This window comes from Streptomyces sp. NPDC091271 (assembly GCF_044757505.1).
Classification (GTDB): domain Bacteria; phylum Actinomycetota; class Actinomycetes; order Streptomycetales; family Streptomycetaceae; genus Streptomyces.
In genome coordinates, this window is sequence record NZ_JBIVVD010000001.1 from 57,245 (window position 1) to 73,287 (window position 16,043).

Annotated in this window: 20 protein-coding genes; 12 read left to right on the forward strand and 8 right to left on the reverse strand. The window is 71.5% G+C overall.

Translation table 11 applies throughout. From position 1 onward, the window contains the following. Positions 1–10: 10 nt before the first annotated feature. Positions 11–904: a phosphatidylinositol-specific phospholipase C gene (locus ACIQM3_RS00290; protein WP_401616743.1), complete on the forward strand. Its 894-nt coding sequence runs from the start codon at positions 11–13 to the stop codon at positions 902–904. 18 nt (positions 905–922) lie between these two features. Here the strand turns inward: ACIQM3_RS00290 and ACIQM3_RS00295 are convergent, their stop codons facing one another. The 7 genes from ACIQM3_RS00295 to ACIQM3_RS00325 all read right to left on the reverse strand — a co-directional run bounded on the left by ACIQM3_RS00295 (position 923) and on the right by ACIQM3_RS00325 (position 6,855). Next, on the reverse strand, positions 923–1,252 hold the full coding sequence (locus tag ACIQM3_RS00295) for a hypothetical protein (protein ID WP_401616746.1): 330 nt from the start codon (positions 1,250–1,252) through the stop codon (positions 923–925). Between the two features lie 69 nt (positions 1,253–1,321). Beyond that, positions 1,322–2,746, reverse strand: a complete 1,425-nt coding sequence (locus ACIQM3_RS00300; protein ID WP_401616749.1) for a sensor histidine kinase — start codon at positions 2,744–2,746, stop codon at positions 1,322–1,324. After that, the gene (locus tag ACIQM3_RS00305; protein WP_033297079.1) at positions 2,743–3,474 is read right to left on the reverse strand and encodes a response regulator transcription factor; all 732 of its coding nucleotides are present in this window, start codon (positions 3,472–3,474) and stop codon (positions 2,743–2,745) included. The genes ACIQM3_RS00300 and ACIQM3_RS00305 overlap by 4 nt, the downstream gene beginning before the upstream one ends. 47 nt (positions 3,475–3,521) lie before the next feature. Beyond that, positions 3,522–3,701 (reverse strand): hypothetical protein, encoded by a 180-nt coding sequence (locus tag ACIQM3_RS00310; RefSeq protein ID WP_401616752.1) that lies wholly within the window; start codon positions 3,699–3,701, stop codon positions 3,522–3,524. Positions 3,702–3,713: 12 nt separating this feature from the next. Further along, on the reverse strand, positions 3,714–4,868 hold the full coding sequence (locus tag ACIQM3_RS00315; RefSeq protein ID WP_401616754.1) for a S1C family serine protease: 1,155 nt from the start codon (positions 4,866–4,868) through the stop codon (positions 3,714–3,716). Positions 4,869–4,962: 94 nt separating this feature from the next. Beyond that, complete coding sequence (locus ACIQM3_RS00320; RefSeq protein WP_104787752.1) at positions 4,963–6,006, reverse strand: LacI family DNA-binding transcriptional regulator; 1,044 nt, start codon at positions 6,004–6,006, stop codon at positions 4,963–4,965. A gap of 24 nt (positions 6,007–6,030) precedes the next feature. Then, the gene (locus ACIQM3_RS00325) at positions 6,031–6,855 is read right to left on the reverse strand and encodes a winged helix-turn-helix domain-containing protein (RefSeq protein WP_401616758.1); all 825 of its coding nucleotides are present in this window, start codon (positions 6,853–6,855) and stop codon (positions 6,031–6,033) included. Positions 6,856–7,152: 297 nt separating this feature from the next. Here ACIQM3_RS00325 and ACIQM3_RS00330 point away from each other — a divergent pair, with 297 nt between their 5' ends. The 8 genes from ACIQM3_RS00330 (at position 7,153) to ACIQM3_RS00365 (ending at position 12,941) form a co-directional block, all read left to right on the forward strand. Beyond that, a complete protein-coding gene (locus ACIQM3_RS00330; RefSeq protein WP_401616762.1) occupies positions 7,153–8,091 on the forward strand; it encodes an alpha/beta hydrolase in 939 nt (312 codons plus the stop codon). Between the two features lie 41 nt (positions 8,092–8,132). Continuing rightward, the gene (locus ACIQM3_RS00335) at positions 8,133–8,387 is read left to right on the forward strand and encodes a MoaD/ThiS family protein (RefSeq protein ID WP_401616765.1); all 255 of its coding nucleotides are present in this window, start codon (positions 8,133–8,135) and stop codon (positions 8,385–8,387) included. A 10-nt stretch (positions 8,388–8,397) separates the two neighbouring features. Next, entirely contained in the window at positions 8,398–9,711 is a 1,314-nt protein-coding gene (locus ACIQM3_RS00340) for a hypothetical protein (RefSeq protein WP_401616768.1), read from the forward strand. Positions 9,712–9,863: 152 nt separating this feature from the next. Beyond that, on the forward strand, positions 9,864–10,559 hold the full coding sequence (locus ACIQM3_RS00345) for a DUF2993 domain-containing protein (RefSeq protein WP_401616771.1): 696 nt from the start codon (positions 9,864–9,866) through the stop codon (positions 10,557–10,559). Between the two features lie 268 nt (positions 10,560–10,827). Beyond that, positions 10,828–10,908 (forward strand): putative leader peptide, encoded by an 81-nt coding sequence (locus tag ACIQM3_RS00350; protein WP_350310325.1) that lies wholly within the window; start codon positions 10,828–10,830, stop codon positions 10,906–10,908. 151 nt (positions 10,909–11,059) lie between these two features. Beyond that, the gene (locus ACIQM3_RS00355; RefSeq protein ID WP_401616774.1) at positions 11,060–11,899 is read left to right on the forward strand and encodes a sulfurtransferase; all 840 of its coding nucleotides are present in this window, start codon (positions 11,060–11,062) and stop codon (positions 11,897–11,899) included. A gap of 283 nt (positions 11,900–12,182) precedes the next feature. After that, on the forward strand, positions 12,183–12,470 hold the full coding sequence (locus ACIQM3_RS00360) for a DUF1416 domain-containing protein (RefSeq protein ID WP_014154938.1): 288 nt from the start codon (positions 12,183–12,185) through the stop codon (positions 12,468–12,470). 120 nt (positions 12,471–12,590) lie between these two features. Beyond that, on the forward strand, positions 12,591–12,941 hold the full coding sequence (locus ACIQM3_RS00365) for a DUF3099 domain-containing protein (RefSeq protein ID WP_401616777.1): 351 nt from the start codon (positions 12,591–12,593) through the stop codon (positions 12,939–12,941). Positions 12,942–12,981: 40 nt separating this feature from the next. Here ACIQM3_RS00365 and ACIQM3_RS00370 read toward each other — a convergent pair whose 3' ends face one another. Then, the gene (locus ACIQM3_RS00370; RefSeq protein WP_393757261.1) at positions 12,982–13,344 is read right to left on the reverse strand and encodes a DsrE family protein; all 363 of its coding nucleotides are present in this window, start codon (positions 13,342–13,344) and stop codon (positions 12,982–12,984) included. Positions 13,345–13,450: 106 nt separating this feature from the next. Here ACIQM3_RS00370 and ACIQM3_RS00375 point away from each other — a divergent pair, with 106 nt between their 5' ends. From ACIQM3_RS00375 to ACIQM3_RS00385, 3 genes are read left to right on the forward strand one after another with little or no spacing between them, the layout of a single operon-like run. Beyond that, positions 13,451–14,242, forward strand: a complete 792-nt coding sequence (locus ACIQM3_RS00375; RefSeq protein ID WP_401616780.1) for a hypothetical protein — start codon at positions 13,451–13,453, stop codon at positions 14,240–14,242. Then, positions 14,239–15,072: a hypothetical protein gene (locus tag ACIQM3_RS00380; RefSeq protein WP_401616783.1), complete on the forward strand. Its 834-nt coding sequence runs from the start codon at positions 14,239–14,241 to the stop codon at positions 15,070–15,072. The genes ACIQM3_RS00375 and ACIQM3_RS00380 overlap by 4 nt, the downstream gene beginning before the upstream one ends. Further along, a complete protein-coding gene (locus ACIQM3_RS00385; RefSeq protein WP_401616786.1) occupies positions 15,069–15,962 on the forward strand; it encodes a hypothetical protein in 894 nt (297 codons plus the stop codon). The genes ACIQM3_RS00380 and ACIQM3_RS00385 overlap by 4 nt, the downstream gene beginning before the upstream one ends. Positions 15,963–16,043: the final 81 nt, after the last annotated feature.

A 16,043-nucleotide genomic window follows, 5' to 3' on the forward strand; every position in this document is an offset into this window, starting at 1 on the left:
ACGCATCCGCATGAGTCCGTACACCACTACACGCCGGACCTTCCTCGCCGGCGTCCTGGGCGCCACCGCCGGAGTCGCCGTCGGCGCGACGCCTGCCCTTGCCGCCGCCCGGAAGGCGACCGGCGTCCAGGACTGGATGAGCGCCGTTCCCGACGCCACCGCGCTGCGGCGCCTCACGATCCCGGGGACGCACAACTCGGGTGCGCGGTACGGCGGTCCGTGGACGGAGTGCCAGAACACCACGATCGCCGAGCAGCTCGACAGCGGCATCCGCTTCCTCGACATACGCTGCCGGATCAGCGGCGACGCGTACGCCATCCATCACGGGGCGTCGTACCAGAACCTGAACTTCGACGATGTGCTGGGCGCCTGCCGGGACTTCCTGGCCCGTCAGCCGTCGGAGACCGTGCTGATGCGGGTCAAGCAGGAGTACTCCGAGGAGAGCGACGCCGCGTTCCGGCGGATCTTCGACCTCTACCTCGACGGCAAGGGCTGGCGCCCGCTCCTCCACCTCGATCCCGTGCTGCCGGACCTCGGGGGCGCCCGCGGCAAGGTCGTGCTGCTCGCGGACAACGGCGGCCTGCCCGGTGTCCGGTACGCCGACCCGGCGGTCTTCGACATCCAGGACGACTACATGGCGGAGCCGTTCGGCAAGTACCCCAAGATCGAGGCGCAGTTCCGCAAGGCCGCGCAGCAGCCCGGCAAGCTCTTCATGAACTACGTGAGCACCGCCGCCCTGATGCCGCCGCGCTGGAACTCCGACCGTCTCAACCCGCAGGTGCACTCGTTCCTCGACGGATCGGAGGCGGCGGGCTGGACCGGTCTCGGCATCGTCCCCCTGGACTACCCGGCGACCCGTTCCGGCCTGGTCGAGTCGCTGATCCGGCACAACCCGACGGGCTGAGCCGCACGCCGGCGCCGCCTACGAAGGCCACGTCCGATGCTGCCGGACACGCCGCCTCATGACCATGCCGGGGATGCCGACCGCGAGCAGGACCGGGATCGCGAGGGCGATCCCGGCCCAGAGGACGATAGCGAGGTAACCGTAGGCGGCGTTCCGCGTGTCCTCGTCCGCCCGTACGAGAAGGACGATGCTCGCGACGAACGCCGCCGCCATGAGGAACGCGATGACGGCGGCGAGCCGGACGAGGATGCCGGCCCACCGCCGGTAGGCGTCGCTGACCGCCGGGGCCTGCGGTGGCGCGTACACCATGTGCGCACCGGGCGCCCGGCCCGGCTGCTGGTCTGACATGGGGCCTAGTTGTACTGCCCGGAGCCCGGAAACACCAGGCCCCCACCGGGGCAGCCCCTCAGCCGGTTCTCACGCCCCCGGCGGCGGCTGAGGTGCCCCGGGGAGGCGGATCGATGCCACCGTGCCGCCGCCTTCCGCAGGGCTCAGGGCGATCTGGCCGCCGGCGTGCTGGACCGTCCGGGCCACGATGGACAGGCCGAGGCCGGAGCCGGGGAGCTGGCGGGCCGAGGGGGAGCGCCAGAAGCGGTCGAAGACGTGCGGGAGATCCTCGGCGGGGATGCCGGGGCCGTGGTCCCGTACGGTCAGCTCGCCGCGGTGGAGGACGACGTCGACCGTGCCACGCGCCGGGCTGAACTTCACCGCGTTGTCCAGGACGTTGACGACCGCACGCTCCAGGGCGGCGGGCTCGGCGCGTACGTACCAGGGGGCGAGCTCGGCGGTGATGGTGAGCTCCGGTCCGCGCAGGCGGGCGCGCTGCAGGGCGTTACGGGTGATCTCGTGCAGCGCGACCACCTGGAGGGGGCCGGGCTGGGCGGCGTCGGGGCGGGAGAGCTCCTGGAGGTCGCCGATGAGCGCGGCGAGTTCCGTCATCTGGGCCTTGACCGAGGTCATCAGCGCCTTGCGGTCGTCGGGCGGGATGGCGCGGCCCGTCTCGTCGCTGCGGACGAGCAGCTCGACGTTCGTACGGAGCGAGGTGAGCGGGGTGCGCAGTTCGTGCCCGGCGTCCGCGATGAGCTGGGACTGACGGTCGCGGGAGGTGGCCAGGGAGCTGGTCATGACGTTGAAGGAGCGGGAGAGGCGTGCGATCTCGTCCTCGCCCTCGGCGGGGATCCGGACGGTCAGGTCCTCGGTCTCGGCCACGTGCTCGACCGCGTGGGCGAGGTCGTCGACGGGGCGCAGACCGGTACGGGCGATCCACAGACCGGCCGCGCCGGCTCCGACGACGCCGATGCCGGCGACGAGGAACAGCACCCAGGCGAGGGTCGAGAGGGGGTCGGTGACATCGTCCATCGGGCGGGCCACGGATACCGCGAGGGTGGTGATCGCTCCGGGGCCGGGGCGGTCCAGCCTGATCTGGTAGGTGTAGACGCGCAGCTTGGCGCCGTCGGTGTCCGTGACGGTGTGCAGGACGTTGTCCCTGTCACCGCCCGCCACGGCGATGTCCTCGTCCGTCGTGGGGAAGGGCTGGGGGCGCGGTGGCGCGGCGCAGGGGTCACCGGTGGTGGCGATGATCTGCACGCTGTACGAGCCGGGCGCCGGGCGCTGGCGGGCCGCGGTGCCCGCACAGGCGTTGAGCAGGTTCTGGACGTACGTCTCGTCGATCGCCGTCGAGTTGCGAAGCGACTGGTCCAGCTGGTGCTCCAGCTGCTCCCGCGTCACGAACCAGCACGCCGCCGCCACCGCCGCGACGGCCACCGCGACGGCCATGGCGACCAGCAGGGCGAGCCGTGAGCGCAGCGGCAGGGCGCGGAGCCGGCGGGGCAGGCCGGTCACCCGTCACCGCCGCCGGAGCGCAGGGCGTAACCGACGCCCCGGACCGTGTGCACGAGGCGCGGTTCGCCGCCCGCCTCGGTCTTGCGGCGGAGGTACATCACGTACACGTCCAGGGAGTTGGAGCTGGGCTCGAAGTCGAATCCCCAGACCGCCTTGAGGATCTGCTCACGGGTCAGCACCTGCCGGGGGTGGGCCAGGAACATCTCCAGGAGCGTGAACTCGGTCCGGGTGAGCTCGACCCGGCGCGTCCCCCGGGTGACCTCGCGGGTGTTCAGGTCCATGCGGAGGTCCGCGAAGGACAGCACGTCGTCGTCGGGGAGGGGCCCGCCCGCCGCGACCGCGTAGGAGCTGCGGCGCAGCAGGGCGCGGATGCGGGCGAAGAGCTCGTCCAGTTCGAAGGGCTTGACGAGGTAGTCGTCGGCGCCCGCGTCGAGTCCGGTGACACGGTCGCCGACGGTGTCACGGGCGGTGAGCATCAGAATGGGTGTGGTCGATCCGGTGGACCGGATGCGCCGGGCGGCGGTGAGGCCGTCCATGCGGGGCATCTGGATGTCCAGGACGATCAGGTCGGGGGCGTACGACTCGGCCTTGGCGAGGGCGTCGTAGCCGTCCACGGCCACCTCGGTGCCGTAACCCTCGAAGGCGAGGCTGCGCTGCAGGGCCTCGCGCACGGCGGGCTCGTCGTCGACGATCAGGACGCGCTGGGGATCGTCTTCGGCGGGGCTCATCGCTTCTTCGTCCTCTTCCGTCGTGCCGGGTGCTGCGTGCGGGGCTCTCAGCCTCGCACGGCCGCCGCGCGTCGTCGTGCGGCACGGGGCCCACGGCCGGAGCCGCTGCGGATCTCGGCCGGGCGGGGTGCGGGCGCGGCGTGCGCCGAGGCGGCCAGTTCGGCGGCCAGGGCGAGCGGGAGGGCCAGGCCGGAGGGGCCGGCGGCCACGGGGGTGTCGGGGTTCATGGGACCTCCTCGTCAGGAGCCGTCGCCGGCGCGCAGAGCGTCCAGGTCGGCCTTGACCGTGTTGACCGGGATGGCGAAGCCGAGGCCCACGCTGCCCGCCGCCGAGCTGCCCGAGGTGCTGGACGAACTAGGCGCGTACATAGCGGAGTTGATGCCGATGATCTCGCCGTTCATGTTGATCAGGGCGCCGCCGGAGTTGCCGGGGTTGAGCGAGGCGTCGGTCTGAATGGCCTTGTACGTCGTCTGGGACGAGCCGGTGTCGCCGTTGAACTGCTGGCCGCCGAACTCGAACGGCCAGTTCTGTCCGCCCTGTTGCTGTTGCTGCTGCTGGTTCTGCTCGTCCTCCTTGGCGACCGTGACGTCGCGGTCGAGGGCCGAGACGATGCCGCTGGTGACCGTGCCGGTGAGGCCCTCGGGCGAGCCGATCGCCACGACCTCGTCGCCGACCTTCACCGAGGAGGAGTCACCGAGCGAGGCCGTCTTCAGCCCGCTCGCGCCCTGGAGCTTGATGAGGGCCAGGTCCTTGTCGGGGTCCGTGCCGACGACATCGGCGGTGTACGACTTACCGGTGCTGAGGGTCACCTTGATCTCGGAGGCGCCGGAGACGACGTGGTTGTTGGTGACGATCTCGCCGTCCGCCGTGATGACGACGCCGGAACCGGTGGCCTCGCCCGCGGAGGACGTCGCGCCGATCTCGACGATGGCCGGGGACACGGCGGCCGCCACGCCGGAGACGGTGCCGGCGCTGCTCTGCGAGACGGTGGTGCCGCTGACTACGCCGCCGGAGCCGGAGCTGCCGGAGCCGCCGCCCGCGAGCTCGCCGATGAGGGTGGCGGTGCCGCCGCCGATCGCCGCGGCGGCGATCGCCACGGCCGCCAGCAGGGCGAGGGGCCGCTTGACCCGGCGCTCGGACGCGGGGGCCGCGGCCGGGACGGGCTCGGGCGCCGGGGCGGGCCAGGCGTAGGCGGCGGCGGGCACCTCGGCGGTCTGCCGCTCGGGCTCGTAGGCCGGCGGCGGCGGATAGGCCGCCTGGCCATCGCCGTGCGAGGCGCTGCCGTGCGGAGCGCTGCCGTACGAGCCGCTGCCGTACGTACCGCTGCCGTACGAACCGTTGTCGTGCGAGGGGGACATCGGGTACTCGCCGCTCGGGCGGTGGCTGTCGGTCATGTCTACGAGAGTGGCCAGCGAACATGAGAGCAGCCTGAGTACGCCCTGAGAAGCCCGGCAGAACCTCGTATGCCCGATATAAGGAAGCGCCTCGCTACAGCGCGGTGACCGTCGGTTCGCCGCAGCCGCACGACCGGCGCACCACGAGCGCCGACGGGAACTGCTTCAGCCGCTCGCGCCGCGACCCCGAGACGCGCAGGGAGTCGTCGAGGACCAGGTCCACGGCAGCCCGGGCCATCGCCGGACGGTCCGAGAAGACGGTCGTGAGCGGCGGATCGGTCAGGCCCGCTTCCTTCACGTCGTCGAAGCCCGCGACCGCCAGCTCACCCGGCACGTCGATCCGCAGCTCGCGAGCGGCCCGCAGCACCCCGATGGCCTGGTCGTCCGTGGAGCAGAAGATCGCCGGGGGCCTGTCGGGCCCGGAGAGCAGCTTCAGTGCCACCTGGTAGGCGTCGTAGCGGTTGTACGGGGCATGGAAGAGCCGGCCCTCGGTCGGCCGTCCGGCCTCCTGCATCGCCCGGCGCCAGCCCTCGATGTGGTCGGCGACCGGGTCACCGACCACCGGGGTCGACTCCATGCCGCCGAGGCACGCCACGTAGGCGTTGCCGTGCTCCAGGAGGTGGCGGGTGGCGAGCTGGGCGCCGCCGACGTCGTCGGTGACGACCGCGACGTCGTCGATCGCCTCGGGGCGTTCGTGCAGCAGGACCACGCGGGCGTCCCAGGCCTCTATCTCGGCCGCGGCACGCTCACTGGGTCCCTGGCTGACCAGGATCAGACCGGAGACCCGCATGCCGAGGAAGGCCCGCAGATAGTGGACCTCGCGCTCGTCGCGGTAGTCCGAATTGCCGACGAGCACCATTTTCCCGCGCTCTGCCGCCGCCTGTTCGACCGCGTGCGCCATCTCGGCGAAGAAGGGCTGCCGGGCGTCCGGCACGATCATCCCTATGAGGTCGGTGCGCCGCGAGGCCATGGCCTGGGCGACCCGGTCGGGCCGGTACCCCAACTCCTTGATCGCGGCGAGCACCCGCTCGCGCGTGGCCGGGGCGACCGGCCTGGGTCCGTTGTTGATGACGTAGCTGACGACCGCTGTCGAGGTCCCCGCCAGTCTCGCCACATCGTCCCGCGTCACCTTGGCCACGCGCGGCAGTCTACGCGGATCGACCTACCGCTTGGCAGGCCGGACCGGCGCTTCCTCCGTGATCTCAGCCTCCGCGGACTGCTCCGAACGGGTGACCACCTGGTCCACGGGCCCCGACGCCGCCTTGGCCCTGGCCTCCTCGGCTCCGCGGTCGCTCTTCTCGGCTCCCCTGTCACCCTTCTCGGGGGTGACGAAGCGGTAGCCGACGTTGCGGACGGTGCCGATCAGCGACTCGTGCTCCGGGCCGAGCTTGGCCCGCAGCCGCCGCACGTGGACGTCGACCGTGCGCGTACCGCCGAAGTAGTCGTAGCCCCAGACCTCCTGGAGCAGCTGGGCGCGGGTGAAGACCCGGCCCGGGTGCTGCGCGAGGTACTTGAGCAGTTCGAATTCCTTGAAGGTCAGGTCGAGGACCCGGCCCTTGAGCTTGGCGCTGTACGTCGCCTCGTCGACCGACAGATCGCCGTTGCGGATCTCCATGGGGGAGTCGTCGGCGGTGATCTGCTGGCGGCCGGTGGCCAGCCGCAGCCGGGCCTCGACCTCTGCCGGACCCGCGGTGTCCAGCAGGACGTCGTCGATGCCCCAGTCGGCGGTGACGGCCGCCAGGCCGCCCTCCGTCACGACGAGGATCAGCGGACAGCCGGGCCCGGTGGACCGCAGCAGCTGACAGAGCGAGCGGACCTGCGGGAGGTCGCGCCGGCCGTCGATGAGGATGACGTCGGCACCAGGGGTGTCGACGAGAGCTGGTCCCTCGGCGGGGGCGACCCGCACGCTGTGCAGCAGAAGGCCGAGGGCGGGGAGCACCTCCGTCGACGGTTGAAGGGCATTCGTCAGAAGCAGCAGTGAACTCATCGCCGCCCACCTGCCTGGGTCGTCGGTCGATCGTGCACGTTCAGCTCGCCCATTACGTCGGTCCTCCTCGTTCCCTGCGAGAGGGGCACTCCCGGGTCGGACCCGGGGGAGTATGCGGCACTGCTTCGTACTCCCGTACGACCATTTCTCTCGACGGCCGTCATACGGTTTTTACTGTGCGGTCCCGCGCCCGGGGAACGCTGAGCTTGTGGAAACGCTGCCGTAACAACGCTCGGAAAGCACAAAAGGACCCGGGGGCTGCTTTGCCCGGATCCTCTTCGCAGCAGAATAGCCCACATGAGTTCTGCGTCCGAGGGTCGTTTCACGAGTTCTTCTGTTCCCTCGATCACGCGGGCCCCCCGGCGCACCACGTTGCTGACCGGTGACGGGGTCCGTATCGAGGCGGTGTACACCCCGTGTACGGCGGGTTCCGGGGCCGCCGACGGCGATGGGTCCGCAGGGACCGCCATCGTCCTCGCGCACGGTTTCACCGGCTCCGTCGACCGGCCGGCCGTACTGCGCGCGGCGGAGGTGTTCGCCCAGCGTGCGGCCGTGATCACGTTCTCCTTCCGGGGTCACGGAAAGTCCGGCGGGCGGTCCACGGTGGGTGACCGCGAGGTGCTGGACCTGGCGGCCGCGGTCGCCTGGGCACGGTCGCTGGGGCACCGACGCGTCGTTACGGTCGGCTTCTCGATGGGCGGTTCCGTGGTGCTCCGCCATGCCGCTCTGTATACGGCGCCGGAAGCCGGTGAATCCGTGGATGAGGAATCGGAAACCGTGGGGGCCGAACGGGTGGACCGGCGCACTGGGGCGCACAAGGCGCACGGGGAGCGCGCAGAGGCGCATACGGGCGCGCATACGGATGTGGTCGTCTCGGTGAGCGCGCCCGCTCGCTGGTACTACCGGGGTACGGCCCCGATGCGCCGCCTGCACTGGGTCGTCACCCGCCCCACGGGCCGGCTCGTCGGCCGCTACGGCTTCCGCACGCGGATCCACCGGGAGGACTGGGACCCCGTGCCGCTCTCGCCGGTGGAGGCCGTCCCGCTGATCACCGCGCCCCTGCTGATCGTGCACGGCGACCGGGACCCGTACTTCCCCGTCGACCACCCGAGGATGCTGGCAGGTGCCGCCGGCGACAGGGCGGAGTTCTGGCTGGAGCACGGCATGGGCCACGCGGAGAACGCCGCGGACGAGAAACTGCTGACCCGTATCGCCGACTGGACCGACTCGGCGTGATCCATGATGGACAGCCGACGTACGACGAAAGGGGTGCCGCCATGGCGGCGGGAACGATCCGCTACTGGGCCGCGGCCAAGGCCGCCGCAGGAACCGCGGAGGAGCCGTACACGGCGGAGACGCTCGCCGAGGCGCTCGAAGGTGTGCGCGAGCGGCACCCCGGTGAGCTGACGCGCGTGCTGCTCCGATGTTCGTTCCTGATCGACGGGAATCCTGTGGGGACCCGCGGTCATGAGACCGTACGGCTTGCCGAGGGCGGCACGGTCGAGGTGCTCCCGCCGTTCGCAGGAGGGTGAACCGCAGACCATGAGCAACAGCGATCAGCAGTATCCGTACGACCCGGGACACGGGCAGCAGCACCAGGGACAGCAGCCCTACGACCCGGAGTACGCGCAGCAGCCGTACGACCCGGCGGCGTACGGGCAGCAGGCTCAGCAGCCGGCGTTCGGGCAGCAGGGCGAGCAGCCGGCGTACGGGCAGCAGCAGCCCGTGTACGGCCAGGAGCCGGCGCAGCCCGCCTACGGACAGGAGCCCGTGCCGCCCGCGTACGGCTCGCAGCAGCCCTACGCGCAGCAGCAGCACTCCGCGTACCCGGAGCAGGGCGTGCCCGAGGGGACCGCCGACCAGGGCGCGACCCAGACGTGGCAGGGGCAGACCTGGGACACCCAGTACCAGCCGACGATCCAGCCGCAGCACCAGGCCGCGCCCGCCCCCGCCCCCGCCCCCGCGCAGGGCGCCCCGGGCGGCTACCCGCTGCCCCCCGAGACCCCGGTGGCCCCGCCCGCCCCGTCGGCTCCGGAGGCTCCGGCAGCCGCGCCCGCCGACGCCGGTTACAGCGCGCCCACCACCCTGGGCAACAGCCGGGTCACCGACGCCCAGCGGGCCCGGGCCGAGGGGCGTTCGCCGATCATCGCGCCGGGGATCCAGCCCGCCGCGATCACCGCGGGCCTCGGCCTGCTCCTCGCTCTCGGCGCCGCGATCGGTCCGTACGCCCTGCTCGTGCCCCTGGTCCTGCTCCAGGCCGTGACCGCGGCGGGGTGGTTCCGGCTCAACGGCATGTGGCCGGCCAGGCAGGGCATCGCGCTCGCGTTCGCCGGAGGTGTGGTGGCCGACGTCGTGCTGCTCGCCGCGGGCCGGAGCAACGCCCCGGCGGCCATCCTCGGCACGCTCGGTGTCTGGGTGCTGCTCACCCTCGTCCTCCAGCTGCGCAGCAGGGCCGGGGCGGACGAGCGGATGTACGGCCTGACGGCCACCGTCGCGTCGGCCGCGCTCGCCGTGCTGGCCGCCGGGCACCTGGCCGCCGTCCCGGACGCGGTGACGGTGGGCGGCATCGCGGTCGCCGTGGCGGTGCTCGTCAGGGCCCTGCCGCTGCCCGGACCGGTTTCGGTCGTCGTGGCGCTGCTCGCCGCGGCGGGTGCCGGCCTGGGCGTCGGAGCGTTCACGGACTTCGGCGCACAGGCCGCGTTCCTCGGGTTCGCGGCGGGTGGCTGCGCGCTGATCGGCCTGCGGGTCGCGAGCTACGACTACCCGTCGCGCTTCGTGCACATGACGGCCGGGGTGGCGCTGCCGCTCACGGCCGCGGCTCCCGCCGTCTATCTGATCGGCCGTGCGATCGCCTGACGACCGACGTTCCTGACGTTCCCTCACTCACACTCCCGCGCCCGGGGAACCGGCGGGGCCGCCCGCTCGTCGATCACTGCGGGCGTGCCGCACGGCGGCAGTAGGCTCACGCCCACAGGGGTCAGGCCGGTCCGAGTGGGGGAACAACAGGCATGCGAGCACTGCGAATACTGCTGATCATCGCCGTGGTGCTGGGTGGCGTCTTCGTCGCCGTGGACCGCGCCGCCGTGTATTTCGCGGAGTCGGAAGCCGAGGGGCGGGTCTCCTTCGCCGGCGCCGAGACCGGTTCGACCGAGGTCTCGATCAAGGGTTTCCCCTTCCTGACCCAGGTGGCCGGGTCGGAGCTCGACCGCGTCGACGTCACGGTCAAGGACGTCCGCGCGGGCGCGGCGGGCCGGGAGATACGGATCGGTGAGATCCGGGCCCGGCTGAGTCAGGTGACGCTGGGCGCCGGTTACACCAGCGCGACGGCCTCCCGGGCCACCGGGACGGCCGTCATCTCGTACGCGGCTCTCACCGAGGCGGCCGACGACGGCGTCACGGTCGCCTACGGCGGCGACGGCAAGGTCAAGGTCACCGGGTCGGTACAGATCCCGCTGCTGGGCCAGACGGTCACGCGCAGCGTGCTGTCCACGGTCACCCTGGTCGACGGGGGCACCGTCAAGGTGCACGCCGACGAGGTCCCGGGTGAGGGCATCCCCGGCCTTGAGGGCCTGGTCAGGAAGAAGACCGACTTCGAGCGCAAGATCGCGGGGCTGCCCGACGGCCTGAAGATGGAGAAGATCGAGGTCGCTCCGGGCGGCCTGGAGATATCGATGACCGGTGCCGACGTCCGGCTCGCCGGATGACGACGCTCCACGGGCGCCACCACGGGTGGACCCCGGCCACGCCTAACTCCCGGGTGGCCGGGGTAGGGGTTCGCGAGGACGTCCCGGACGGCCGATCCAGATAGTGAGACGAGCTCGTCCGTTCCGCAGATGACCGCTGCCCGGCGGCCGCCCGTTCCCGGGCCGTCGAGGGCATCGACTCGACTCTCGTCTCGCATCGCGGACGATCGTGTCTCATCATCCGACACGACGGTGACATCTCCGGCCGTACCTCCCTACGATCGGACGCATGAAGCGACAGGCGGACCTCACGAAGCGGCGGGCAGTAGACCTGTGCCGCGTCGCCGCCATGCTCTGTCGCACCTTCTGAGCGGGACCCTCTCCCGTTTCCCCCGGCCCTTCGACCACGTCAGGGCCGAACCCGTGCCTTCCGTACGCGTTCCGCTCCAAGCACCTGCGCGTACACCTCGCACTCCGCACACCGCACCACCCCGCCGCAGACTGCCCCGGAGGAGAAACACATGAGCCGCGCAGACGTTCTGGTCGACGCCGACTGGGTCGAGGCCCACATCGACGACCCGCAGGTCGCCATCGTCGAGGTCGACGAGGACACCTCGGCGTACGAGAAGAACCACATCAAGAACGCGATCCGGATCGACTGGACCAAGGACCTCCAGGACCCGGTCCGCCGTGACTTCGTCGACCAGGCCGGCTTCGAGAAGCTCCTGTCCGAGAAGGGCATCGGCAACGACACGCTGGTCGTCCTCTACGGCGGCAACAACAACTGGTTCGCCTCGTACGCGTACTGGTACTTCAAGCTGTACGGCCACGAGAACGTCAAGCTGCTCGACGGCGGCCGCAAGAAGTGGGAGCTCGACTCCCGCGACCTGACCGACGCCGTCCCGGCGCGCCCGGCCACCCAGTACAAGGCCAAGGCCCAGGACGAGTCGATCCGCGCCTACCGCGACGACGTCGTGAAGGCCATCGGCAGCCAGAACCTCGTCGACGTGCGTTCGCCCGACGAGTTCAGCGGCAAGCTGCTCGCCCCGGCGCACCTCCCGCAGGAGCAGTCGCAGCGTCCCGGCCACGTGCCGAGCGCCCGCAACATCCCGTGGTCGAAGAACGCCAACGACGACGGCACGTTCAAGTCGGACGACGAGCTCAAGGCCCTCTACGAGGACGAGCAGGTGGACCTGGCCAAGGACACCATCGCGTACTGCCGCATCGGTGAGCGCTCCGCGCTCACCTGGTTCGTCCTGCACGAGCTGCTCGGCCAGGAGAACGTCAAGAACTACGACGGTTCGTGGACCGAGTACGGCTCCCTCGTGGGCGTGCCGATCGAGCTCGGCGCCAACAAGTAAGAGCGTCCGGCAATTGGGGGCGGCGTCGCGGGGTTGGGCACGCACTCCCCCAAGCTCTCGGCTTCGCTCGAGCAGGGAGGGGCCCCCACCGGCGTCGTCGTCAGTCTTCCCCAAGGTCTCGGCTTCGCTCGACCAGGGGAGACCCCGATCGCTCCGCGGTGCCTTTCTCCCCCGCCTCGCAGCTGCACCACCCAACCCCGCTCCTTCTCCCACCCCCAATTGCCGGACCCTCTAATTCCGCATGACCCGATCAGCAGGACCCCGACCAGAAGGACAGAACACCATGTGTGGAGCACAGGCCGGCGGCCCCGACGCTTCGACGATCAAGCCCGGCGAGACGACCATCCAGGGCAGCGTGACCCGCGACGGCGAGCCCGTCACCGGCTACGTCCGTCTGCTGGACTCGACCGGTGAGTTCACCGCCGAGGTCCCGACCTCGGCGACCGGACAGTTCCGCTTCTACGCGGCCGAGGGCACCTGGACGCTCCGCGCCCTGGTTCCGGGCGGCACCGCCGACCGTACGGTCGTGGCGCAGACCGGTGGCCTCGCCGAGGTCGCCATCGCCGTGTAGTTCACGCGCACATACGGCCGGAGGGCCGCACCCCAGGGGGTTGGACGCCACCTGAACAGGGGTGCGGCCCTTCGTGCCGTCCGCGTTCGCTTCCGCGCCGAAGAGCTCTACGCTGGAGACATGTACGCCCGGCGTAGGCGCGTCTATTTTCTGATGATGGGCGGATGCCTCTTCCTCTTCGTCTCCGCCTGGGCCTTCGTGCGTCTGTGGTCCGTCCCGGCCGCCGTGGCGATGTGTGTGGTCGCCATGGTCATACCGCCCGTCGCGGCGATCGTCGCCAACCGCAGGGGACCCGAGGACCGTTGGTGGGACGACCCCGCCCGCGCCTCCCGGCCTGCTGATCGCCGTCCCCGGGCCGAGCGGCCTCGTCCGCGTGACGAGCGGCCCCGTCCGCCACGGGTGCAGCGCACGGGCGACCGGATCTCGGACGAGTGGTGGGACGAGCTCGACGGCAGGGACCACCGCCGCTAGGCCGAGTCCGCGAAGTGCCGTCCGGCCCCGCGACCGGCGATCAGTAGACGAGGGCCTGGGTGCCGTCCGCCATGGCCTCCTGCACGAAGACCTGCGCGCCTGCGATCCGTACGCCCTCCAGGACGTCCTTCTCCGTGATGTCGCGCCGTGCCGCGCACTGCGTGCAGAGCGTGATCCCGCCGCCCGCCAGGATCGAGTCGATCAGATCGGGCAACGGCGCGGAGTGCGGCAGTTCGAATTCGGCGGCGCGCCCCGGCAGAGCGAACCAGGCGGACTCGCCGGTCAACCACAGCGAGACCTCGACCCCACTGGCGACGGCCACGGCCGCCACGGTGAAGGCCTGGGAGCAGCGCTCGGCTCCATCGGCTCCGGCGGTCACCTTGATCACGAGCTTCTTCGGCATGTACCGAACTGTAATCCTCGGCCGGGCAACCTCTCCTGTGACCTGTGGGTCAGTTGTGTGCGCAGGTAATGGAACCCGCGCCTCAGGTCTCTTGGGGGGGACCCTTTTGGAACCGAACGACACCATTTCCGGCGCGCCGGACGAGCCGCCCGTCGCCCCCGGACGGCAGCGTCCACGGGGCCGTACGACCTTGCTGATCGCCGCCGCAGCCCTGCTCGGCATCTCCGGCGGCACGGCGGTCGGCTACGGCATCCAGGCCGAGCGGCCTCCGACGCCGCTGCCCGCGCTGTCGCAGGCGGAGCTGGCCTACCCGGCGAAGGCGCTCCCCGCGGACAAGGCCCCGGCCCCGCTGCCCGCCTCGCAGGACCGGCAGGTCAAGACGGACGGCGACCTGCGCAAGCTGCTCATCGACCGCCCGGCGGGCTGGAGCGAGAACAAGGACGCGGACTGGCTGCAGGACGGCTGGATGACCGTGGGCGAACTCGCGCGCGACTTCGACGAGGAGGACTCGATGTTCGAGTACTTCCTGGAGTCCGACATCCGCCGCATCGCCGGCGCCTCCTGGGTGAAGGGCGCGGACCGCGAGGCCGCGATCCAGCTCGTCCAGTTCTCCTCCGGGGTGGGCACGTCCGCCGCGGAGTTCGCCAACGGCCAGCGCGCCTACATGGCCGACCCGGAGGACGGCGCGGGCAACGAGGGCGACCCGGTCAAGGGGAGCGGCGAGGGCCGCTATTACCTCTACGAGGTGGACCGGGAGCCCGGCTACGAGCCCTTCTACCGGGCCAGAGCCGTCATGAACCGCGGCGACATCATGATCGAGATCGATCTGTACGACAGCCGGCCGATCAGCAAGAAGGACATCCGGACGTTGGCCGAGCAGCAGCTGGAGCGCCTGTGAACGACATGGACCGGCCCGAGCCCGCCGAGGCTCCAGAAGCCACAGGTGCCCATGAACCGACCGGCGCCCCGGACCCCGCCGCACGCCCCGGGCGGGCCCGGCGGATCCTGCTCACCGCGCTGCCCTTCGTGCTGGTGCTCGGAGCGGTCGGCGGCGCGGCGACGTACACGAAGATCACGGTCGACGGCGCCGACCGCAGCGTGGAGACCACCGTCTGGAAGGTGTCCGCCCGCAAGCCCGGCAAGGATCCCGCCCGCGACACGAGCCGGGGAAGGGCGGACACCGCGCTCAGCAAGCTGATGCTGCCCGTGCCCGAGGGCTACCGGCTCGGCCCGGACGACGGGGAGCACGGCAACGACGACGAGGTGGACGGCGAGCGGGCCGTCGCCGCGATGAAGGAGTCCAACCGGGGGCTGGCGGGCAAGGAGCGCCGGGAGTACGACAAGCGGATCGACAAGCTCCGTGTGCAGGGGGTCGCCTTCCGCTCGTACGTCACCCAGGAGGACGACCTGGAGGTGCACGCCGCGATCGTGCGGATGAAGGACAAGAAGTCCGTACGGGGCTTCCATGCCTTCCAGACGGGACTGTTCGACGCACTCGGGATCTTCCGCGAGGGCCCGAAGATCAAGGGCCACACCCGGAACGCGGCCTGCTACCTGCAGCCCAAGGACAGCGACAGCGACATCGAGGAAATGGTGTGCGCGGCCTACGACGGTGAGCTGAGCATCAGCTACTCGGCGACCGGCATCAAGCCCGTCGACGAGGCTGCCGTCGCCGAGCTTCTGAAGGACCAGCTGGACCACATCACGTCCCCGGGGGAGTACGTATGACCGAGCAGACGGCCGCACCCACCGACGCGGTCGCTCCCGCACCGTCCACCCTTCCCGAGGCCACCCTGCCCCCGGTCCCGCAGGACCCGCCGCGGATCCCCGCGGAGGGCCCCGCGCCCGCGGCGCCCCGCCCGCCGCGCCGCGCCCTGCGGGCGGCCCTCCGGTGGACGGCCGCCGTGCTGGTCCTCGGCGGGCTCGGCACGGGCACGGCCGCCGGCATCACGACCATGGACCGCACCGATGTGCCGGGTCTCGCGACCCGGGACGACGGGCGCTGGGACTACCCGGCGCTGAGCCTGCCGGCCCTGCCCGCCGGTGCGCCCCGGCCCTTCACCGACTTCAACACGGCGGAGGTCCACCACGCGGACCTGCGGCGTCTGCTGCTGCCCGCGCCCGCCGGGGCCACCGTGGACAAGGAGCTCGACGGCGGCTGGGTGGACATCGCTCGTTACGTCGCCGAGTACGGCAAGGACGACCGGGCCGCTCTGACCGAGCAGCTCGAGAACTCCGCCCCGCGGCACATCGCGGCCCGTGGCTGGACCATGCCGGACGGCACCTCGTCCCGGGTCTATCTGCTCCAGTTCAACTCGGTGGCCTACTCCACCGAGTTCCAGGACAACCTCTTCGACAACGGCTCCCTGCCCCTTCCCCTCGCCGGGATGGACGAGCCCGACTTCGACGAGGGGTGGAGCGCCACCGCCGGAGCGGAATTCACCGCGGCGCACGCGTACACGGAGCCCGAGCCCCACGGCGCCGAGCAGGTCCGTCACTCGTATGTGCTGGCCGGGGACACCCTCGCCCTGGTCGTCCACACCCGCAAGGGCGAGGCCGGCACGGAGGCCGTTCCGTTCCACCAGACCGTCGTCCTCCAGGACCAGCTGCTGGGCTGAGCGGCCGCGCCCGGGAAACCCCGGGCCGCCGCGCCGGGCCCCCACCCATTAGGCTGGGGGCCCGGCCGTCTGCTGCCGTCA